Source organism: Bacillus sp. L_1B0_5 (assembly GCF_000836715.1).
Classification (GTDB): Bacteria; Bacillota; Bacilli; order Bacillales; family Bacillaceae_G; genus Bacillus_A; species Bacillus_A thuringiensis_S.
In genome coordinates this window covers 23,462-45,666 of sequence record NZ_JXIS01000009.1, presented here as the reverse complement: position 1 = coordinate 45,666, position 22,205 = coordinate 23,462, and the positions used below count along the sequence as shown (strand labels likewise).

Genomic DNA, 22,205 nt, shown 5'->3' with positions numbered 1-22,205 from the left:
ATATGGATAAATTATATACTGCTTCAGTAACAGCAACAGGTGGAAGAAATGGGAAAGTAGTTTCAGATGATGGCATATTAAATCTTGATGTGAAAATGCCGAAAGCACTAGGTGGTGCAGGTGGAGAAGCAACAAATCCAGAACAACTATTTGCAGCTGGTTATGCAGCTTGTTTCGATAGTGCATTACAACTTGTCATTCGTACAAAACGTATGAAAGTAGAAAGTACAGAAGTAACCGCTCACGTTTCTATCGGAAAAGATACAGATGGTGGTTTTGGCCTATCTGCCGTGCTTGATGTACATGTCGCTGGCGTTTCACATAGCGAAGCACAAGAACTTGTAGAAGCGGCTCACGGTGTATGTCCTTACTCTAAAGCAACACGAGGTAATATTGAAGTTACATTAAACGTACGTTAACAGCTTATATAAAGAAAAAAACGCGCGACATTCGTCACGCGTTTTTTGTTTTTGTCATTTTATGAATTGCCTTCCACGCTTCTTCTTTTCCAAGTCCTGTTTCAGAAGAGAATAGAACGATTTCATCGCCAATTTCAACAGCAAGCGTTTCTTTTACAACTTTTAAATGCTTTTGCCATTTCCCTTTCGGGATTTTATCAGCTTTCGTCGCAATAATAATTGTTGGGATTTCATAATGCTTTAAGAAATCATACATCATCACGTCATCACTTGTTGGTTGGTGACGTAAATCAACTACTAATACAGCTGCGTCTAATTGCTTACGCGTTGTAAAGTACGTTTCAATCATTTTCCCCCATGCCGCGCGCTCCGACTTAGACACTTTCGCATATCCATAACCTGGAACGTCAACAAAATGCATCATCTCATTGATTAAGAAAAAGTTCAGCGTTTGCGTTTTTCCTGGTTTAGAAGAAATACGCACTAACTTTTTACGATTTAAAATTTTATTAATAAAGGAAGACTTCCCGACATTTGAACGACCTGCTAATGCAATTTCTGGTAAATCACTGTCTGGATATTGTTCTGGTTTAACAGCACTAATTACAATATCTGCTTTTGTTACTTTCATTGTTTCACTCCTACTAATGCGTGCTCCAATACTTCATCTAAATGAGATGCAAGCACAAACGTAAGGTTTTCTTTTACGCTCTCTGGAATATCATCTAAATCTTTCTCGTTTTCTGCTGGCAAAATAATTTTTGTTAAGCCTGCGCGGTGAGCACTTAATGTTTTTTCTTTTAAGCCACCAATTGGTAATACACGACCACGAAGTGTAATTTCACCTGTCATACCTACTTCTTTACTTACAGGAATACCTGTTAGTGCAGAAATAAGTGCCGTTGCCATCGTAATACCTGCTGACGGTCCATCTTTCGGAACTGCTCCTTCTGGAACATGAATATGAATATCATTTTTCTCATGGAAATTCGGATCAATCTGAAGCTCTTCTGCACGAGAACGTATATAACTAAACGCAGCTTGTGCTGATTCTTTCATAACATCCCCAAGTTTCCCTGTTAAAATTAGTTTCCCTTTTCCTGGCGCTACAGAAACTTCAATTGCAAGTGTATCGCCGCCTGCTGCTGTGTAAGCTAGACCTGTTGCCATACCAACTTGGTCTGTTTTTTCAGCTTGCCCATAACGGAATATGTGTTTACCAAGTAAATCAACAATCTTTTTCTCTGTCACAACGATACGTTTACGTTCTGCTGTAACGATAATTTTCGCTACTTTACGGCAAACTTTTGCAATTTGGCGTTCTAGCGTACGAACACCAGCCTCACGTGTATAATAACGAATAATTTCAAGAAGTGCTTCATCGCGCACTTGTAAATTACCTTTTCGTAAGCCATGCTCTTTTAATTGTTTCGGCAGTAAATGCTCGCGAGCAATGTGTACTTTTTCAAGTTCTGTATAGCCAGCAATCGAAATGATTTCCATACGGTCAAGTAATGGACCTGGAATACTTGAAAGTGTATTAGCAGTTGCTACAAACATAACTTTCGATAGATCATATGGTTCTTCAATGTAATGATCACTGAAGTTATGGTTTTGTTCTGGATCTAATACTTCAAGTAATGCTGCTGATGGATCTCCACGGAAATCGTTAGACATTTTATCAATCTCATCTAATAAGAAGACTGGATTAACTGTTTTCGCCTTTTTCATACCTTGAATAATGCGTCCTGGCATTGCTCCAACATATGTACGGCGGTGACCACGAACTTCAGATTCATCACGCACACCACCAAGAGATACACGGACAAAGTTACGATTCAATGATGTTGCAATTGAACGTGCTAACGAAGTTTTTCCGACCCCAGGAGGGCCTACTAAACAAAGGATAGGTCCTTTTAATGAATTCGTTAACTTCTGTACAGCTAAATATTCAAGTACACGCTCTTTCACTTTTTCAAGACCGTAATGATCGTTATTTAAAATCTCTTCCGAATGAGCAAGATCAATTATATCTTCTGTTGCCTCTGTCCACGGAAGCGCTAATAACCAATCGATATAATTGCGAATAACACCACTCTCCGCAGAACTTGCTGGTAACTTTTCATAACGATCTAATTCTTTCAGCGCAGCCTTCATTGTTTCTTCAGGCATTCCTGACTGTTCAATTTTTTCACGAAGTTCTTCTACTTCTCCGCCCTTACCTTCTTTGTCGCCAAGTTCAGTTTGAATCGCCTTCATTTGCTCACGTAAGAAATATTCTTTTTGCGTGCGCTCCATTGAACGTTTCACTTGTTGCCCAATTTTCTTTTCTAGGCTAAGTAACTCTTGTTCATCTTGAATAATTGAAATAAGTGTATGTAATCGTTCTTTTACAGATACAATCTCTAGAATCTCTTGTTTCTGCTTCGTTTTAATCGGCAAGTGAGAAGCAATTAAATCAGCTAATCTCCCTGGTTCCTCTACATCAGCTACCGTTGCAAATGTTTCATTTGAAACTTTTTTCGAAACTTTAATATATTGTTCGAAATGCTCCAGTAACGTACGCATAAGAGCTTTCTCTTCTAAATCATCTTCTACTTCTTCAGTTACCGTTTTAATAGACACTTGTACTACATTTTCTTCTTCGATAAACTCTATTACTTCTGCTCTATGTAAACCTTCCACAAGGACACGAAGCGTACCGTTCGGCAATTTTAGCATTTGCTTTACTTTCGCCACTGTACCTACACTATATATGTCATCTTCTTTCGGATCATCGATATTCATTTCTTTTTGCATTGCTAAAAAGATGATATTTTCATCCATTGCCGCCTGCTCTAGTGCTTGTATCGATTTATCACGTCCTACATCAAGATGCAAAACCATCGTTGGATATACGAGAACGCCTCTTAATGGTAGGAGGGGCACGATTCTTTTGTTCGTATTCATACTAGACATAGCACCTCCATAATAAATTAAACTCCTGTTCAACTATTTTATATTACAATACACCTAGATGCAATTGCTGAGATTCCTCGCAATTGTAAATAGCTTGTTTTTCTATCTCACGAAAAGAAAAAAGACTCCGATTAAGCATACAAACTTAAACGAAGTCTGGCAAATTTTATTATTGTTTATTTTTACATAGATTGTGCATCTGTTTCGTCTACGTTAGTATGTACATCTAGCTCTCTATGCATATTTTCTTGCATAAACGTTAACTCAAATACTTCTTTTAACTTACGGACAGGAATAATTTCAATTCCCTTTATCGTATACAAAAATGGTTGCATATTTTCAGCAGGAATAATGACTTTCTTAGCTCCCGCTTTTTTCGCAGCTTTTATTTTTGCGTACACGCCACCAATAGGCTTTACTTCTCCGTGTATACTTATTTCACCTGTCATCGCTACTTCATTATTTACATATGTGCGATGCACCGCAGAATATACACCTGTTGCCATAGCGATTCCTGCAGAAGGTCCATCAATTGGGATACCACCTGGAAAATTAATATGTATATCGTATCCTTCTGGCAACACATCTAAAGAACGAAGTACTGTTAATACATTATCAACAGAGCCTTTTGCCATACTTTTACGGCGAATCGATTTCGTTTGACTACCAATACTTTCTTCTTCTACAATTCCGGTAACATTTACCGATCCTTTATCTTTCGCCGGAATTGCTGTTACTTCAATTTCTAATAACGCACCTGTATTTGGTCCGTATACAGCAAGACCATTTACAAGACCAATCCTTGGAATCGGATAAATGTGCTTTTCGTATTTTGGTGTAAGCTGACTTGAGTGAACAACCCACTCTATATCTTCATCTTTAATGAAAGAACGTTCTTCATTTATCGCCATACCAGCAGAGATTTGCACAAGATTAATCGCTTCTCGTCCATTTCTTGCATACATCCCAATCATTTCAATACCATTTTCACCTATTTGCATTTCTACTTTTTCCGCGGCATTTTTCGCTACTTTTTGAATTTCTTCCGTATCTAATTCACGGAAAAATACTTCTAAGCAACGTGACCGAATAGCAGGAGGAATTTCCTCTGGCGAACGTGTCGTTGCTCCAACTAAGCGAAAATCTGCCGGTAAGCCTTTTTGAAAAATATCATGTATATATGTTGGGATCATCGTATTTTCTTCACTATAGTACGCACTTTCTAAAAATACTTTTCTATCTTCTAACACCTTTAACATTTTGTTCATTTGAATCGGATGGAGTTCACCAATCTCATCAATAAACAAAATACCACCATGCGCATCTGTTACAGCACCTTTTTTCGGTTGCGGAATACCTGCTTGCCCCATCGCCCCAGCACCTTGATAAATCGGATCATGCACCGAACCAATTAAAGGGTCTGCGATACCACGTTCATCAAACCGAGCTGTCGTCGCATCAAGTTCAATAAATGTTGCATTCGTACGAAATGGAGATTTAGGATTTCGTTTCGCTTCTTCTAATACAAGACGTGCTGCCGCTGTTTTCCCAACACCTGGCGGGCCATATATGATTACATGTTGCGGATTCGGACCACAAAGAGCCGCTTTTAACGACTTAATCCCGTCCTCTTGCCCTACAATATCTAAAAAGGATGTAGGACGCACCTTTTCTGCTAGCGGCTCTGTTAAAGAAATCTCACGCATTTTACGAAGCTGTTCTAATTCTTTTTTCGATTCTCGATCAATTGAAACTTTTTGTGTTCGTTGATTTCGAAGTAAATGCCAGAAATACAATCCGACAATTACACCAAAAACAAGTTGAACAACTAAAAATATATTTGTCCAGCTCATTATTTATTTCCTCCCGCAATATTTTATCTCTTAGTATTTCCGCGGAGGAACATAGCTAAACATAAAGAAAAACAGCAATTATAAAAATTGCTGTTTCCCTTTCGCATTATGCAGATGTTTTTGTATCAAGTACAGTACCGTCTTGTAACACCAATTTTGGCGGCTCATTATCAGCTACTGTTTCTTTTGTAAGAATACACTTCTCGATATCTTTACGAGATGGAAGTTCGAACATTACATCAAGCATTAAGCCTTCAATAATAGAACGAAGTCCACGAGCACCCGTTTTACGTTCAATTGCTTTTTTTGCAATTTCGATTAGTGCACCTTCTTCAAACTCTAACTCAACATCGTCAAGCTCCAATAGTTTTTGGAATTGCTTAACAAGTGCATTTTTCGGTTTCGTTAAAATATCAACAAGAGCATCTTCATCAAGTGGCTCTAGGTTCGCAATAACTGGAAGACGACCGATAAACTCTGGAATTAAACCAAATCTTAAAAGATCTTCTGGTAATACGTGAGATAAAACATGCTTCTCATTTACATCAGCATTTTTCTTCTCAGAACCAAATCCAATTACTTTTTCACCAAGACGACGTTTAATAATCGGCTCAATGCCATCAAACGCTCCACCACAAATGAATAAGATGTTCGTTGTATCAATTTGAATAAACTCTTGGTGCGGATGCTTACGACCACCTTGAGGTGGAACGCTTGCTACAGTACCCTCTAAAATTTTCAGAAGTGCCTGCTGCACACCTTCACCAGATACATCACGTGTAATTGATGGATTTTCGGACTTACGTGCCACTTTATCAATCTCATCAATATAAATGATTCCTTTTTCCGCTTTCTCTACATCATAATCAGCTGCTTGAATTAATTTTAGTAAGATATTTTCTACATCTTCCCCAACATATCCAGCTTCTGTTAAAGATGTTGCGTCCGCGATTGCAAATGGAACATTTAAAATACGCGCTAACGTTTGTGCCAGTAATGTTTTACCACTACCTGTTGGCCCGATAAGTGCGATATTACTCTTCGCTAATTCTACATCATCAATTTTGCTGTTAGAATTAATGCGTTTGTAATGGTTATATACCGCTACCGCTAGTGCTTTTTTCGCGCTATCTTGCCCGATGACATACTCATCTAAGATTTCACGAATTTCTACCGGTTTCGGTACATCTTTGAATTCTACTTCTTCGTCCTTCGCAAGCTCCTCTTGTACAATTTCAGTACAAAGTTCGATACACTCGTCACAAATGTAAACACCTGGACCTGCCACTAACTTTCGAACTTGCGTTTGTGTTTTACCACAGAAAGAACATTTTAATTGCCCTTTTTCATCATTAAATTTAAACATATTTTCACACCCCTTACAAAGTGCTAACCTCTTGCCTTCGTATGTACACGATAAATGTATCGTATGTAAATACATATTATGTCACTACGTGGCGAGAAATACAAATAATATGACTAGTTATGTACAAATAAAAAAATTTAAAACTTTTGAAATATGTATATTCGACTTGTAAAGGAACTTTTCCTTCTCCATCGAAAAGTTTTATAAATATATTTCTATATTTATAAAACAAGGCACGATTAAAATCGTGCCTTGTTATTTTATTATGCAGCGTTTTCTACTAAGAAGTCTACAGCTTTACGTACTTTAAGATCTTCAGCTAAAGCGTCTACGCTTCCAAGAGCTTGCTTGATAGCGTCTACTGGCATACCATACATTTCAGCCATTTTTTCAACTTCTGCAGTTACTTCTTCTTCAGTAACTTCGATGTTTTCAGCTTCAATGATAGCTTCAAGAACAAGATTGATTCTTACACGTTTTTGTGCATCTTCTTTCATTTGCTCTTTTAATTTGTCAGCGTCAGTACCTGTGAATTGGTAGTAAAGCTCAAGGTTCATACCTTGTTGGCTTAAACGTTGCTCGAATTCACGAACCATACGATCTAACTCAGTGTTGATCATAGCTTCTGGAATTTCGATTTCAGCGTTAGCAGCAGCTAATTCTACTACTTCGTCACGTACTTTGTGCTCAGCTTCGTGCTTTTTGCCTTCTTCTAAGTTTGTGCGAAGTTTTGCTTTTAATTCATCAAGAGTTGCAACTTCTTCGTCAGCTTCTTTAGCGAACTCGTCGTTTAACTCAGGAAGTTCTTTTGTTTTGATTTCGTGAATTGTTACTTTGAATGTTGCTGGTTTGCCAGCTAATTCAGCAGCATGGTACTCTTCTGGGAATGATACTTCAACGTCTTTAGACTCACCAGATTTAAGACCGATTACTTGCTCTTCGAAACCTGGGATGAATGTACCAGAACCGATTGCTAGAGAGTAGTTTTCGCCTTTTCCGCCTTCAAATGCTTCGCCATCAACGAAACCTTCGAAGTCGATTACAGCTGTATCACCGTTTCCAACAGTTCCTTCTTCTTTAACAACTAGTTCAGCTTGACGCTCTTGTAAAGATTTTAATTCGTTCTCTACATCTTCGTCAGTTACAGTTGTTTCAACTTTTTCTACTGCTAAACCTTTGTACTCACCTAATTTAACTTCAGGTTTCACTGTAACTTTTGCAGTGAAGATAAGGTTAGTATTTTTTTCGAACTTCTCGATGTCGATTTCAGGATGATCAACTGGGAAGATACCAGCTTCTTCAATCGCTTCACCGTATGCTTTTGGTAAAATGATATCTAAAGCATCTTGGTATAAAGATTCAATACCAAAGCGTTGTTCGAATAATGGACGAGGCATTTTTCCTTTACGGAAACCTGGTACGTTAATTGTTTTTACTACTTTTTTGAACGCAGCGTCGATAGAGTTGTTTACTTCTTTAGCATCAACTTCGATTGTTAAAACGCCAACGTTACCTTCTAATTTTTCCCATTTTGTAGACATTTATTCTTTCCCTCCAACTATAATAATGTATGCACATACCTCTATAGATTAAGATCTTCATTATCTCTTTTTTGAAATAACAAATACACAAATAATCCTCTAGCAAAAGCTTTCAGATATAATGTTCCAATCTACTAATTGCCCAGAAGACAACTACGGTATATTTTGTTCGAGAATAATATGAAACATATTAAGTAAGAGAATTACACTTCTCTTCTCTTACAAACAGGCAGATTTCTGCCTTTTGCAACCCTTACATTATAACATAGAATATGCTCGTTTCAAGAACTGAACGATTCTTTTTCATAATTATACGGGCAAATATCCTTCTCTTTCAACACGTAATAACCATTGATAGGCAATATGAAACTCTTCCAATTCGATATTATATGCTGCCATAAGCTCTTCTTCATCTATAGCCAATCCGAAACGCTTTCTTCCAATTCTCTCTAAAACAGCTGACCAAATCTCTTCTTTATCCATTAATAGAGCGAATGGGAAAATGCTAATTTGCAACTCTTTCCAATATGTAACCATTGCTTCAAATATATCGGGATAATTTTGCTCTAATCGGCTTGATAATTTATGTATAATGTTATTGGATTGCTCCTCATTATGACCTGTAAATGCTGGAATCACCTTAATCGTATTTCCAAACTTTTCTACCTCTATTTCTTCTTCTACCTGACTTTCTATCATTTTATACAAAATAGAAGTTTTCAAATAGGGGTGCTGCTCTTCGTCTATTAAAAATTTCTTTAAAACAGGTAATGCAAGATCTAAGTCTTTTAACGAAAGTCGCTGAATCGCTCTTAGCTTCTGTCCAAAGTTTTCTCCAAAAATTTCATTAGTAAACTCTTCCAATTCAAAATTTGAATCCACTAGCGATGCGTCTCCCTCATTTAGCATACCTTCTGCAAATAAAGCAAGCTGCGCTAATTTTTCCTTTTGATCAGGCATTATATCTTTCGTTTGTAAAACCTTTTCAACAGTTTCAATAACACCTTCATAATCATTTGTTTGAACTAAAATAGTTACGTACGTTTCAAGAATATCACCAAATAAGACAACTCCTGTTTTAAGCAACTGTTCACATTTGTCTTTCGCTTCTTCCATACGTTTTAATTCGAGTAAACAAATAACTGAAGCTAATTCCGTTTGTTCCGTTTCCGCATTATACTGACGTAATATTTCAAAGCAACGCAATGCATCTTCGAATTCCCGCTCTTTCAGCGCTAAAAAACCTTCATCAATATAGCGCTCTGATAGTTGCGGAAACAATACGACCGTATTTTCTTTTTTATCCATACGTCCGCCTCTTTTTCTTGATTTTAATTATGTTCAAAGTAAATATATCAAATGCGTAATGAGAACACAACATCCCTAAACTATTTGTTTGAAATATGGAAATATTTAATTTTTACATTCCAATACGAATAAATTTCTACTAAAAATTAAAATTGTACAAATAAAAATCCCCAGCAACAAGCGCAGAGGATTCATCATTAATGGAAAGCTTTTATAATTGTGGGGTATATTACAAGGGTAATAATTTGGAGAACAATAATTGCCATAACAATCATGCTAAAATAGAAGATTGGTTTACTTCGCTTCATTAAAAACATAATAATAAGCATCGTACAAGCAAACAAACTTAAGAAGAACAAACTTGTTGTCGAACTAAGTATACCACTTGGGACAAAGAACAATAACACTACACTACAAGTACCTATAATTCCAAATAACCATTCCATTCATTCACTCATTCCCTTTCCCTCTCATAGCTGTTTTCTCTAAGCGATCAAATGTTTCACAACATCAACTACATACGTTAATTTCTCATACGCTACAAATCCAAAAGCAACCGTTAAGCCCGTTACAACTAATCCTTTCATCATTTCTTCCTCCTCGTTTTATCGTTGTTATCTTCATTATAAAAGATTAGCAGTTTCTTACCATCGAACTACCTTACAGTTACCTTACAGAATTGTAAGATTTCAAAAAGAGATTTAAAAACACCTCATATCGCTTGAGGTGCTTTCACGGAATTCCTCTATAATCACTTGTAAAATTAACTTTTTTCTCTTAGTTATTTTTCGGCGAATCGATTCTTAAACTAATAGATTTACTAAATAATTTAGGATCAAAATAATTATTCATTACTTTTCTTAACTTACCTTCAGATATTTTCGTATTACAAGAAAACAAAGGATGAAAATCATGTTAATATATTTTTGTACAATTAAGAATTTAATTTACAAGGGGGATTATATATGTTTAAAAAAATGGCGGCAGATGTATTAGGACTAAGCGATGTAGGTTCTGTCATTACACCTAAAGACTATGATAAGGTCGATGCTGATGATTATGTGATGCATGAAGATGGGGAGAAAATTTATTTTCTAATTAAATCGAAATCAGATGAATATTGCTTTACAAACAAAGGGTTAATTCACTTAGACGGTACAAGCGCAACAAGCAAAAAACGTACACTGCGCCGCTATAGCTATAGTAAATATCAAATTAAAAACGTAGCACTTGAAACTGCAGGAACGATTGATTTAGATGTAGAAATTAAGTTTCAAATGGGCGATGAGCATTACTCAATTGATGTTCATAAAAAACATATTGAAGAATTAAAAGATTTATATAAAGCTTTACTTAAAATCGAAGAAATTTCATACGACAACGACATTACATTACAATATGCACATAAAAGTTTAGATATGGCATCTAATGCTTTTAGCCGTATTTCAAATGCACAAGTAAACTTAGCAGAACAATTTAAAGAGATGAACGAGATCGCCTTTAACTGGCTTGTTGATACGAAGAAACAATATAATGTGAAAGATTATGGTTTTGTATTTGAGAAGTTTATTAATAACTAAACAAAAAACCTTGTTATCAACAAGATAACAAGGTTTTCTTACCGTCCCAGGAGAGATTCGAACTCCCGCTCCGCCCATTTCCGTACTATTTTATATATTTTGATCGCAGTCTTAATATATCTTCTCCTTCGCGAATGCCTGCTGATCCCTTCCTCACATTTTTTACAACAGTCCAATTCGGGTTAGTTTCATCACCGATGTTCTGTACTGTAAAGTTGCCGTCACCATATTTCCGTTGACCTTCTGCCAATTTCTCCGTTAAATTATTCTCGTTTGATCTCGCCATCTTTGCGCCATCTCCCTTTTTATACAACCTTCTTAAACTGTCCAATCAATCACACGTCCAGTCAATTGGAGATCCTCGCTTTCCACTTCGGTTAATTGTAACACACCGTCGGAGATAAGTTCCGATAACTGCTGTTCAATCGTACTAGAATGGTAAAAACTTTTATAACATTGTAAGTGAACAATTAGGAGAATCTAGATGTTGATTTGAGTTCCACCATAAGCCTATTGATTCTTTAAATTAAATATGAGGAACAGGGCGCATAAAGTGAAACTTTAATCAGCCCTCACCAATCGGGCTGCCCGCTAATGCGGGATAAACAGCGCTCTTTTTATTTAAGAAAAAGAAGTACATATGCAACTGCTTAATATCGAAAGAAAGGTCGCAGATATTAAGAATGAACTACACTTATAACCCAAACATCAATTTTTAGACAAACAAAAAACCTTGTTATCAAAAGATAACAAGGTTTTGTTAGCGTCCCAGGAGAGATTCGAACTCCCGACCGTACGCTTAGAAGGCGTATGCTCTATCCGGCTGAGCTACTGGGACATGGAGCGGGTGAAGAGAATCGAACTCTCGACCAGAGCTTGGAAGGCTCTTGTTTTACCACTAAACTACACCCGCATATGTTATTTTATTTTCTCTTCGTTAGCGCCGTTGCCCTATCGACAATATTTATTATATGTATAACCACACATAAAGTCAACACCTTTTTTAAAAGAGGATAATTTTTCTTATCCTCTTTTAAAAACTGCTTGTTCAACTAGCTGTCCGTCTAGTGTTTCAAAACGAACTTCCATTTGATTTTCATCCATTTCTAATAAAGCAAATGTCTTCTCTACACGCTGACGTGGTAATAAAATACTGCCTGGATTAATAAATAAAACGCCGTCGATTAATTCCGCACCTAATACGTGAGAATGTCCGAAGCATGCAACTTGCGCTCCCACTTCTTCAGCATGGTACGCTAGCGTTTGTAATGTCATTTTCACATTATGACGATGTCCATGCGCAACTAAGAAGCGAATTCCATCTACATCAGTTACAATTTCATCTTGAAAGTTAGTATAATCACAGTTTCCTTTTACAACATGGAAACCTTGCAGTTCTTCATGAGCAGGCGTTAGCTCTGAATCACCGCAATGAATCATGATGTCTACTTCCCCTTCATATTTCTCTTTCAACTGCTGTAATTCCTTCACAGAGCTATGACTATCGCTTACGATTAAAGCTTTCATCATTCTCTCTCCCTTATTCTCCTAAAAACCATTCCGGGATTTTTTCTTCTAACTTACGAAGAGCGCGGCCACGGTGGCTAATAGCATTTTTCTCATCTGAACTTAATTCCGCCATTGCTTTTTTGTATTCTTCCACATAAAAGATCGGATCGTATCCAAAACCATTTTCTCCTCGGCGTTGTTCTAAAATAAATCCTTCACATGTCCCATTTACAATGACAGGCTTTTTATCACCTTCAGGGAAAGCAACTGCTAATGCACAATAGAAACGCGCTTTACGCTTTTCAAAGTCCACACCATTTAATTCTTGTAACACTTTATCGATATTTGCTTGATCATTTTTCGGTTCACCAGCAAAACGCGCTGAATACACTCCTGGTTTTCCATTTAAAGCATCTACAATAAGACCCGAATCATCCGCAATTACGATAGAATTCAACTGTCTACTCAAACTATCCGCTTTTAAGATCGCATTTTCTTCAAATGTTTCACCAGTTTCTTCGACTTCTTCAATATGAGGAAAATCGTGTAATGATTTCACTTCTAAATCAAATCGCTCAAATAACTCAGCAAACTCACGTACTTTCCCCATATTTTTTGTCGCTACAACAACTTGTTTCATACTTTCCACCTCTACTCTATATGAGATACGATGTTACCTAAAGCTTCTTTTTGCATATCAATCAGTTGGAAAATACCTTTTTCCGCAGCATCAAGTAGTTCATTTAACTGCGCTCTACTAAACGTCGCTTCTTCTCCAGTTCCTTGCACTTCAACAAATTGGCCTTTTCCAGTCATAATTACGTTCATATCAACGTCTGCTTTAGAATCTTCTGCATAGTTTAAATCTAAAACAACACCTTGCTCTTCAACAATTCCTACTGACGTTGCTGCTAAATAATCTTTTACTGGAATTTTAGATACTTTTTCTGCTTGTAATAATTTCTCGAAAGCTAATACCATCGCTACATATGCACCTGTAATAGACGCTGTTCTCGTTCCACCATCTGCTTGGATAACATCACAGTCAATCCAAACTGTTCTCTCGCCAAGCGCTTCTAAATCAACTACCGCACGTAATGCTCGTCCAATTAGACGTTGAATTTCCATTGTACGTCCTGTTACTTTCCCTTTGCTTGACTCCCTAATTGTACGTTGTTCTGTTGCACGCGGAATCATCGCGTATTCAGCTGTTACCCATCCTTTTCCTTCTCCACGCATAAACGGTGGTACACGCTCTTCAATTGTTGCTGAGCAAATCACCTTTGTATCCCCAACTTCAATTAATACAGATCCCTCTGGATGTTTTAAATAATTCGTATGAATATGTATATGGCGTAATTCTGTTTTCTCTCTACCATCTACTCGCATAAAAATAACCTCCTCTTAATTACTACTCGTTAGTATAGCCAAATTTAAATGTATGATATGTATACAATAAAAGAAGGAGAACCCAAAAAGCAATTCTCCTTTCTTACTTAAGTATATCAAATTATTCAAGATTAAAAACTACCTGTATTCACGTTTTCTGGACGATCTACAGGTTTTATTAACTTTCCGCCCTTTTCATCTATAAGATTTGCTTTTCCATTCACTTCAATAGAAACATTTTTCACACCTTTCTTTTCTGTTAAAGATAAAACTAACGACTTCAATACGTAATTTGAAATCATATTTTTATCTGGGTTTACAAATATATTTTCATTAAAGTTTAATGTAAGATTTCCGTCTTGTAATTTCGGATTCGTAATAAGCTTAACGCCTGGATTAAAATCATTCAGGAGCGATTGATGAATCGGACCTTTTACAAGTTCATCTATAATTGCTGCATAATCATTTTCTTTTCCTTCCGCAACGCGGCGTGTGACTGGTACGTAGTATTGCTGTTTATTATTATTTTGCGCCATGAAATATAGTGTGACTGGTTTTGTATTCGTTACATCTGCTACTTGTTCATCATCGAAGTTAATACCATTTGCACGGCTCACTCCTTCACCAAGCGGTGTACCAGCAACCGGCATCTTCGCCAATTTCTCACCATTTATTTGGAACTGCACTTGTTTTATCTCTGTAAATTGCGTCAACGTCCACGCTATAGATTCAATGATTTGACGCTCTTCTTCTTTCGCATAGTTTTTCATTTCTTTAGAGAAATCAATAACTGCCGTCCCGTCCTTTTTCAAATCTAAAGTCATCGTTGTATTCGCCGGAATGACTGCACGAAACCCATTCGGTAATAAATTCGTTACCGGTCCATCTTTCACAAGGTATTCTAACGTTTGCTTCACAGTCTCATTTGCTTTCGGAGTAGGTATAGCTAACGTTTGTGGTACAACATAACCATTTTTATCAACAAGGTATAGTTCTCTATTTACCATTTGCCCTTGCTTATCTTTTTTAGCTACTTCTTTCTTCCCACCCTCTGTATACGTAACTTGTTTTGGCGGATCAATTTGTTCAGTTGCTTTCTCCTGATTTATAAAGCCACACCCTGTTAGTAAAACAGCGCTCACAGTAGCACCAACAACCCATTTAAAAGTGGATTTAGGCATGCCATTCCCCCCTAAAATCTAAGTTTGTACTATTATGTATACGAGCCGTTTCACATTTTAGAACAAGCTGTGCCTCTTATAAAGTGAAACTTTAATCAGTGGAGGTTCTAACTGCCCAGCAAATAGCAAGATAAAACAAAAAAACTCCTGATTTCTCAGGAGCTCACTTATATGAATTCTACTATTATTCTTTTTCTAAATGAATATGCTTCACATTTTCAATCGGTTGACCGAACCATTTTGATGCAATTTCTTTAAACAAGCCTATTTTTCCTGTTGTTAAGAAGAGATGATCGCTTTGTTCTTCTCCTTCATTCAACATTTTACTATGATATAAGATTGTACTTACTTCACGTGCTGTTTCATCACCAGAACTAATTAGTTGTACTTTATCTCCCATTACTTTTTTAATAACAGGTCCTAAAATTGGATAGTGTGTACACCCTAATATAAGTGTATCAATATCGGTACTTTTCAGTGGTTGCAGCGTTTCTCTTACAACTTCATACGCCATTTCACTTTCGAAATTCCCACTCTCTACAAGTTCAACGAAAGGTGGACAAGCTAAACTTTCTACCATAACACGGTTATTAATAGACTTTAACGCCTCTTCGTATGCACCACTTTTCACAGTTCCAATCGTTCCAATAATCCCAACATGATACGTGTTTGTCACTTTTAAAGCTGTACGTGATCCTGGGTGAATAACTCCCACTACTGGAATTGGTAATTGTTTTTGCATCTCTTCTAATACAACCGCAGTTGCTGTATTACACGCAATAACTAACATTTTGATATTTAAATCTAGTAAATGCTCCGTCATTTCCCACGTAAATTGACGCACTTCTTCTCGAGAACGCGGACCATAAGGACAACGTGCTGTATCTCCTAAATATATGATACGTTCTTTCGGCAACTGACGAATTAATTCCTTCGCTACTGTTAAACCGCCAACTCCTGAATCGATAACACCGATTGCTCTATTCAACTTCATCACCCGTTTTCTCATTCATCATCTTTTATGTTTATCATTATATTTTACACACTTTAAGTTCGCTCACTTCAAATGCTTCTGTATGAAAATTTTCATTTGCCCATGTATAGACTAGGACCTTTTTTATTTTGCTCCTTTTTTTCATAATTTGCAAGATAGAAAAATAACCGACCTTCTATAAGAAAGTCGGTTTCTTCTATATAAAGTGCATATTCATTGCTCCATCTTTTTTTGAAAAGAAGACATTCCCATTAATAAGACGAAATGAACAGAAATTAAAATGACGATCAAAATAAAATTCAATCGATAACTATTTGTAGATTCCATAATTTTGCTCGCTACAGCTGGCCCGAATGCCATACCGAAAAAGTTAATTAAATTATATAAACCAAGGCCGACTCCAACTTTAGCTGGATTTAATGTTTTCGGAATAAATGTGTTTAATGATACTTGAATTGCCGAATAACTCATAAATGTTAAAATAACCGCAAATAAAATAAAGAGTAAGTTCCCGTCTGGAATAATCCCTAAAATCAAAAAGCCAATGATCATAACTACAGACGCTACATACATCATCCTCACATTCCCAAACGCAGGAATAATCTTTCCGGTAATAAAACTAGATACAATACCAAAGAGAGATGCAACAAACAATACAATTCCAATAACGAACGGAGACACTCCGTGCCCTCTTCCTAACAGTAATGGTAATAATAATAAACTAGCACATAACGCCACATTAATGATAAGTCCGACCGCTATTAAACGCAGTAATGGTTTATTTGTAAACAACTCAATATCAATAAACGGCGACTCTGCTCTCTTCATATGAGCCTTGAATAAAAATAGGAAAGCAACAGATAACACAAAAAGCCAACTATTAATATTCACTCCTAATAAAACGGTCGTAATCAATACAAATAATAAAAATGCTCCAATGAAATCAAAGTGGAACACTTCATCGGTATGTTGCACCTCTTCTGGCATAAATTTTACGAGCAAGAAAATACCAACCATTGAAATAACCATAAATAAAAATAAATACGGCCACCCTAACGTATTTGTAATTGCCCCACCAACTAAAGGTCCAATACCAACCGCTAATGCAATAGAAGAACTAATCATTGCTAACGCACCCGGTTTTTTAGCTGGAGCAACTAATTTAGCCACCGCAATCATACTAAGCGCAATAAACGCTGCTCCTCCGCTCGCCTGCACTAGCCTTGCGAAAATGATAATCTCATAAGATTGATTCACAAACCCAACAATAGAACCAGCTACAAATATGATAATAGAAATAATTAATAGCCTTTTTACACTGTAACGATCAGCCAGTTTTCCATATATCATCGAACCAATACCGACGACTAAAGAATACCCTACTACAACCCAACTTACTTTCGATTGACTAATTGATAAATCATTAGCAATATCCTCTAGCGCTACATTAAATAACACAGCGTTCATCGGTCCTAACAAAACAATAAAACATAATGTAAAAACAAACCATTTCGAATGGTTACTTATATCTTTCCCCATGTGTAACACTCTCCTGATTACAATTTTAAAACTGTCAAACTATTGATAAAAAAATGAAGTTATTTAAATGTTGTATCACCACTAAACAACTTCATTAAATGTATAAATGGTGCTAATTTATCGTGCGATAAATTGAATTCGAAACGAAACACGTATGTTGTTCGATATTCATGGAACTATCATAGTTTCAGCATTACAGTTTGTCAACGAAAAACATACAAAGTAAACTAATTTAGTCTTTTTAGTTTACTTTGTTCAAAAGTTATTATACACTAATTTCGAAGCTGATATAAGGAGGACTGGCATGATTATTCAAATTTGCATTTTTTAACTTAATAAAATGAAACGAATACAGAACTTTTATATAGAAGAGACATTATAGGAGGATTATGATGAAGAAAAAAATGTTAGTTATATTAACAAGCGTAGAAAAATATCCAAATTTAAATAGGGCTACCGGACTTTGGCTCGGTGAAGCTGTACATTTCGTAAAAAAAGTAGAAGAAGCGGGTTACGAAGTTGATTACGTCAGTCCACAAGGCGGTTATACACCAATTGATCCACATAGTTTAGCAATGGCGGAGAGCATCGATTGGGAATGGTACCAAAAGAAAGAGTTTATGAATCGCCTCGGTTCTACAATGAAACCAAGTGAAGTGAATCCAGAAGACTACGCTGTTATTTATTACGCAGGTGGTCACGGGGTTATTTGGGACTTCCCAGAAAATAAAGAACTTCAAAATATTAGCCGCAATATTTATGAAAACGGCGGTATTGTTTCTTCCGTTTGTCATGGAGCTGCTGGTTTATTTCATATTACATTAAGTAATGGGGATCGTTTAATTAGCGGTAAGAAGGTAACAGGCTTTTCAAATGAAGAAGAAAAATTAGCTGAATTAGATCAATTCGTTCCATTTTTAACAGAAGATGAACTCATTAAAAATGGAGGACTTTACGAAAAAGCTGCACAGCCTTGGGAAGCTTTTGCTCTAGAAGATAATCGTATTATCACTGGTCAAAACCCAGCTTCAGGTGGTCCAGTAGCGGAATTAGTATTAAAACAGTTGCAAAAATAATATGTACTAAAAAAAGCAGATTTCCCTCTATTAAGGGAGATCTGCTTTTTTACGAAATCATTTGCAAAATAGCAATAACTTCTTTTTCAATTTCAGAATCATCAATTGCTTCTATATACTCTGGTTTAAAAAGTTGATACTTCTTTAATTGATAAAAATCAAGTATCGCTTTCTTTAAAGTAATATCGTACTGAATACAAAAAGAATGATCTATAATACGTCGTAACATCACATCATCTTGTACCATAAATAATTGTGCATTCATTTTATTAAAATAACCTTGTTCCATACCCGCTTCAAAAAACATTTGCAAATTATGATTACGATTTTGTTGTGCAGCGACTAATTGATCTGACAAATGCGGATATGCTTCTTTCAAATCTTGCAAAAAAACATCCGAAATATATGTCACACATTTTAAAGAGTGGATAAACGTCTTTTGGAAACGTTCTGCAAAAGACATGCTTTCATCTTGATTATCCACATCACCTTCGAGTAGATAATTCATGAAATCCTCTACTACCGCCTCAATAATTTCATCTTTCGAAGAAAAACGTTTATATAAAGTAGCTTTACTAATATCCATATATTTCGCAATTTCATCTATTTTCAATTGGCTAAAACTCGTCTTTCTAATAACGGGCTTTATTTTATTAATATAAGTATTTGCACATGCGACTTTTCTCATTTAAAAGAGCCTCCCCTTTTGTCCATACAAAATAGTATAGCAAATTCACGAATGATTATAAATGAAGTTATTATACTTATTACGCCTTTTTAGTTTATTACATTTTCATATACTATACATAAAAAACTATAATCCATTATCACCAACTGGACGGTTACAAACCAATTTTGAGGGGGGGAATTTTAGGATAAAGTGAAACTTTAATCAACCCTCACCAATTGGGCTTTTACGGGCTGCTCGGCAAATAGCGGGATAAAAATACCCACTACCTTTGTTAGTAGCGGGTACTTTTTCTATAATTTATTTACAGCCCTTTTTATAGCCTTACCTATTTCCACGCTAGACTGTGGATTTTGTCCTGTAATTAAATGCCCATCTACTACCACATGCGGCGTAAAATTGGGAGCTACATAAAACAAAGCTCCTTCTTCTTTCAACTTACTTTCTAACAAAAACGGAACGCGCTTTTCTAAATGCACAGCTTTTTCTTCATCGTTTGTATAACCTGTTATACGCTTACCGGCAACAAAAAACGAGCCATCCTTATTTTTCACACCGACTAAGGAGCTTACTCCGTGACAAACAGCCGCTACAATCCGGTTATTGTTATACATATTCTCAATTAAATTTGCTACATATGGATTACCTGGAAAATCTACAATCGCCCCGTGCCCACCACCAAATAAAACCGCATCATAATCCGAAAAATGAACATTCGAAATCGGCCTCGTATTTTGCAATAAAGAAGCTACGTGCTTGAATTCGCGAGGTATACCATTCGGAATAGACACTCTATCTATAGGTACTCTCCCACCTTTTATTGACACAATATCAACATCAAACTTAGACTTTTTAAATAAATGATAAGGAGCTGCGAGCTCTTCAAGCCACAAACCAGTCGGGTGTCCATTCATATCATGAGCACTTGTTGAAACTAACAGTATCCTTTTCAACATATCCCCTCCTTATTACCTATTTATGTATGGAGTGTTCTTATCATTCATATAGCAAGTGAAGCAAACAGAAAAATAGCCGACTCTTTGTATAAAAGTCGGCTGCTTTCTTATAGTTCGAGCTCTCCCATACGAAGAAGCTCCACAACTGCTTGTGAACGTCCTTTAACCCCTAGCTTTTGCATTGCGTTTGAGATGTGGTTGCGAACTGTCTTTTCACTTATAAAAAGTTCACCTGCAATTTCCTTCGTTGTTTTATCTTGAACCAGTAATTCAAATACTTCTCTTTCTCTCTTTGTGAGTAAAGGTTTAGATTGATACGCTTTTTCCTTCAACTGGTATAACCCTCCTTGCTTAAGCCAGAGCTGTGTATGTGTAAGTTGGGTGTTTATTTAGTCAAGATATTGTATGAACGAAATGTGCAGGTGGTGAATGAAAATGGGCTTTATTTCCTATGTTATTTTAGACTTTTATACAGTGCGTACACTCTTTTTATCCACTTACTTTCCAGCGCGCCATATTTGTTCTAGCAATATACTTACAACTGTACCTACAAATAAACCATTACCGAATATATATTGCATAACAGACGGCAAGGATTGGAGTGCTCCAGACGGTAAAAACATAACGCCGCTGCCAAATAATACTGCAACGCCTAAAATCGTTACATTCCTTTCACTCATCGGCACTTGTTTTATATTATTAAATCCAATTCCAATTAACTGTACGAACGAAGCCATTAAAACAGCCGATGCGACAGCAGATGGTAAAGATGCTAAGTAACGAATAATACTTGGAAAAAGAGACATTACGACTAGTAACGCACATGCCATTAAGAACGATCGTATATACTTTTGTTTTGTTAAACGTATAAATCCTGCCGTTGCTGGTAACGGAACGACACCTACAGTTGAAAATACGGAAGAGATGATATGTGAAATCCCCCCAACCCACGTCCCATCCTTCAACTGTTTTTGTTCAATAGTCGCTTTATGAATAGTTGCTTGATTAATTGCTATAATAGCTGCCACCGTATTCGAAACTAAAATACATACCATAACGAAACTGGATACTGCCATACCTGTATTCCATTTTGGAAGTCCCCAAGCAAATATATGTGGAAGTTGCACAAAATGAGTTACTTGAGATGGGATTGTCACTTTCCCTGCAATGAGAAAAATAATCCATCCACTAATTAATCCTATTAAAACTGCATAACTTTTGACAAAGCCTTTTCCAAAATTAGATAGTATAATAACGAACAGAAATATACTAAACGCGATTATTGCTGTAAATCCGTCGATTTGAGAAATAGTAGCTGTAATTCCTAGCATTCCTTTTAAAAACACACCACTTAATTGTAAACATAATAAAAGTAAAAACGTCCCTGTCACAAGCGGCGTAAATAAAAATAAAATACGCCCTATAAAACCAGTTACTCCTAATCCTATTAAAATAACACCGGAGATTATCATTCCTAATTCTAAAATTTGCAGTGTACTATGTAATTGATCCTGTCCGGCCGTTGCATAAGCAAGTACGGTAAATACACCAACCCAAGATCCAGCCGGCCCATCCGCAATTGGCAGTCTATGCCCAAGCCATCCTTGTAAAAAAGAAGATATACCAACTACAAAAAACGTACGCTGCATTAAATAAAATATTTCTTCCGTCGTAAGATGAAATAATCCGCCAACGACAATTGGTAATGCGATTGAATTTGCTAATAAAAATATAAACCATTGCAAAGTTCCCATAATATGATTTTGGTTATGTTGATTGTCCAAAATTTTCATCCCTTCTAGCTTTCCTATAAAAAATATATTGTAAGAATAAAAAAGAAGAGTTCTA

The 22,205-nt window shown here is 36.3% G+C and carries 21 protein-coding genes and 2 tRNA genes; 3 read left to right on the top strand and 20 right to left on the bottom strand.

Features of this window, described 5'->3' with window-relative positions; all coding sequences use genetic code 11:
- Positions 1 to 2: 2 nt before the first annotated feature.
- On the top strand, positions 3 to 419 hold the full coding sequence (locus tag RT27_RS03235; RefSeq protein ID WP_000359774.1) for an organic hydroperoxide resistance protein: 417 nt from the start codon (positions 3 to 5) through the stop codon (positions 417 to 419).
- A gap of 34 nt (positions 420 to 453) precedes the next feature.
- On the opposite strand, the gene ysxC is transcribed toward RT27_RS03235, so the two are convergent.
- The 7 genes from ysxC to RT27_RS32755 all read right to left on the bottom strand — a co-directional run bounded on the left by ysxC (position 454) and on the right by RT27_RS32755 (position 9,891).
- On the bottom strand, positions 454 to 1,050 hold the full coding sequence (gene ysxC, locus RT27_RS03230) for a ribosome biogenesis GTP-binding protein YsxC (RefSeq protein ID WP_000869118.1): 597 nt from the start codon (positions 1,048 to 1,050) through the stop codon (positions 454 to 456).
- The gene (gene lon / locus RT27_RS03225; protein ID WP_043935312.1) at positions 1,047 to 3,377 is read right to left on the bottom strand and encodes an endopeptidase La; all 2,331 of its coding nucleotides are present in this window, start codon (positions 3,375 to 3,377) and stop codon (positions 1,047 to 1,049) included. Before lon ends, ysxC begins: the two co-directional genes overlap by 4 nt.
- A gap of 182 nt (positions 3,378 to 3,559) precedes the next feature.
- Positions 3,560 to 5,230, bottom strand: coding sequence for an ATP-dependent protease LonB (gene lonB, locus RT27_RS03220; RefSeq protein ID WP_016080164.1), 1,671 nt, complete (start codon positions 5,228 to 5,230; stop codon positions 3,560 to 3,562).
- Positions 5,231 to 5,336: 106 nt separating this feature from the next.
- Entirely contained in the window at positions 5,337 to 6,596 is a 1,260-nt protein-coding gene (gene clpX, locus RT27_RS03215; protein WP_000472289.1) for an ATP-dependent protease ATP-binding subunit ClpX, read from the bottom strand.
- Between the two features lie 263 nt (positions 6,597 to 6,859).
- Positions 6,860 to 8,137 carry a trigger factor gene (tig, locus tag RT27_RS03210; RefSeq protein WP_016080163.1) on the bottom strand — a complete coding sequence of 426 codons (1,278 nt, stop codon included), beginning with the start codon at positions 8,135 to 8,137 and terminating at the stop codon, positions 6,860 to 6,862.
- Between the two features lie 309 nt (positions 8,138 to 8,446).
- Positions 8,447 to 9,445 carry a hypothetical protein gene (locus RT27_RS03205; protein WP_016080162.1) on the bottom strand — a complete coding sequence of 333 codons (999 nt, stop codon included), beginning with the start codon at positions 9,443 to 9,445 and terminating at the stop codon, positions 8,447 to 8,449.
- Positions 9,446 to 9,642: 197 nt separating this feature from the next.
- Entirely contained in the window at positions 9,643 to 9,891 is a 249-nt protein-coding gene (locus RT27_RS32755) for a hypothetical protein (RefSeq protein ID WP_001983650.1), read from the bottom strand.
- A gap of 519 nt (positions 9,892 to 10,410) precedes the next feature.
- On the opposite strand from RT27_RS32755, the gene RT27_RS03200 reads away from it, so the two are divergent.
- Entirely contained in the window at positions 10,411 to 11,025 is a 615-nt protein-coding gene (locus RT27_RS03200) for a PH domain-containing protein (RefSeq protein WP_029443374.1), read from the top strand.
- A gap of 85 nt (positions 11,026 to 11,110) precedes the next feature.
- On the opposite strand, the gene RT27_RS03195 is transcribed toward RT27_RS03200, so the two are convergent.
- From RT27_RS03195 to RT27_RS03155, 9 genes are all read right to left on the bottom strand, one after another.
- Complete coding sequence (locus tag RT27_RS03195; RefSeq protein WP_016080160.1) at positions 11,111 to 11,311, bottom strand: hypothetical protein; 201 nt, start codon at positions 11,309 to 11,311, stop codon at positions 11,111 to 11,113.
- A gap of 478 nt (positions 11,312 to 11,789) precedes the next feature.
- Positions 11,790 to 11,863 (bottom strand) — tRNA-Arg (locus tag RT27_RS03190).
- A 1-nt stretch (position 11,864) separates the two neighbouring features.
- Positions 11,865 to 11,938: transfer RNA gene (locus RT27_RS03185), tRNA-Gly, on the bottom strand.
- Positions 11,939 to 12,048: 110 nt separating this feature from the next.
- Positions 12,049 to 12,552, bottom strand: coding sequence for a metallophosphoesterase (locus tag RT27_RS03180; RefSeq protein ID WP_029443375.1), 504 nt, complete (start codon positions 12,550 to 12,552; stop codon positions 12,049 to 12,051).
- Between the two features lie 13 nt (positions 12,553 to 12,565).
- Positions 12,566 to 13,174 carry an XTP/dITP diphosphatase gene (locus RT27_RS03175; RefSeq protein ID WP_000815949.1) on the bottom strand — a complete coding sequence of 203 codons (609 nt, stop codon included), beginning with the start codon at positions 13,172 to 13,174 and terminating at the stop codon, positions 12,566 to 12,568.
- Positions 13,175 to 13,185: 11 nt separating this feature from the next.
- Positions 13,186 to 13,923: a ribonuclease PH gene (gene rph, locus RT27_RS03170; RefSeq protein ID WP_016080158.1), complete on the bottom strand. Its 738-nt coding sequence runs from the start codon at positions 13,921 to 13,923 to the stop codon at positions 13,186 to 13,188.
- A gap of 131 nt (positions 13,924 to 14,054) precedes the next feature.
- Entirely contained in the window at positions 14,055 to 15,104 is a 1,050-nt protein-coding gene (gene gerM, locus RT27_RS03165) for a spore germination protein GerM (RefSeq protein WP_001126744.1), read from the bottom strand.
- Between the two features lie 184 nt (positions 15,105 to 15,288).
- A complete protein-coding gene (gene racE / locus RT27_RS03160) occupies positions 15,289 to 16,098 on the bottom strand; it encodes a glutamate racemase (RefSeq protein ID WP_000774005.1) in 810 nt (269 codons plus the stop codon).
- A 213-nt stretch (positions 16,099 to 16,311) separates the two neighbouring features.
- Positions 16,312 to 17,637, bottom strand: coding sequence for an MFS transporter (locus RT27_RS03155; RefSeq protein WP_043935311.1), 1,326 nt, complete (start codon positions 17,635 to 17,637; stop codon positions 16,312 to 16,314).
- 392 nt (positions 17,638 to 18,029) lie between these two features.
- On the opposite strand from RT27_RS03155, the gene RT27_RS03150 reads away from it, so the two are divergent.
- On the top strand, positions 18,030 to 18,713 hold the full coding sequence (locus tag RT27_RS03150; RefSeq protein WP_043935310.1) for a type 1 glutamine amidotransferase domain-containing protein: 684 nt from the start codon (positions 18,030 to 18,032) through the stop codon (positions 18,711 to 18,713).
- Positions 18,714 to 18,762: 49 nt separating this feature from the next.
- On the opposite strand, the gene RT27_RS03145 is transcribed toward RT27_RS03150, so the two are convergent.
- From RT27_RS03145 to RT27_RS03130, 4 genes are all read right to left on the bottom strand, one after another.
- Complete coding sequence (locus RT27_RS03145; protein ID WP_001233034.1) at positions 18,763 to 19,401, bottom strand: TetR/AcrR family transcriptional regulator; 639 nt, start codon at positions 19,399 to 19,401, stop codon at positions 18,763 to 18,765.
- 293 nt (positions 19,402 to 19,694) lie between these two features.
- The gene (locus RT27_RS03140) at positions 19,695 to 20,357 is read right to left on the bottom strand and encodes a type 1 glutamine amidotransferase domain-containing protein (RefSeq protein WP_043935309.1); all 663 of its coding nucleotides are present in this window, start codon (positions 20,355 to 20,357) and stop codon (positions 19,695 to 19,697) included.
- 107 nt (positions 20,358 to 20,464) lie between these two features.
- A complete protein-coding gene (gene gerE / locus RT27_RS03135) occupies positions 20,465 to 20,689 on the bottom strand; it encodes a spore germination transcription factor GerE (RefSeq protein ID WP_000659484.1) in 225 nt (74 codons plus the stop codon).
- 165 nt (positions 20,690 to 20,854) lie between these two features.
- Complete coding sequence (locus RT27_RS03130) at positions 20,855 to 22,150, bottom strand: purine/pyrimidine permease (protein ID WP_043935308.1); 1,296 nt, start codon at positions 22,148 to 22,150, stop codon at positions 20,855 to 20,857.
- Between the last annotated feature and the right edge of the window lie 55 nt (positions 22,151 to 22,205).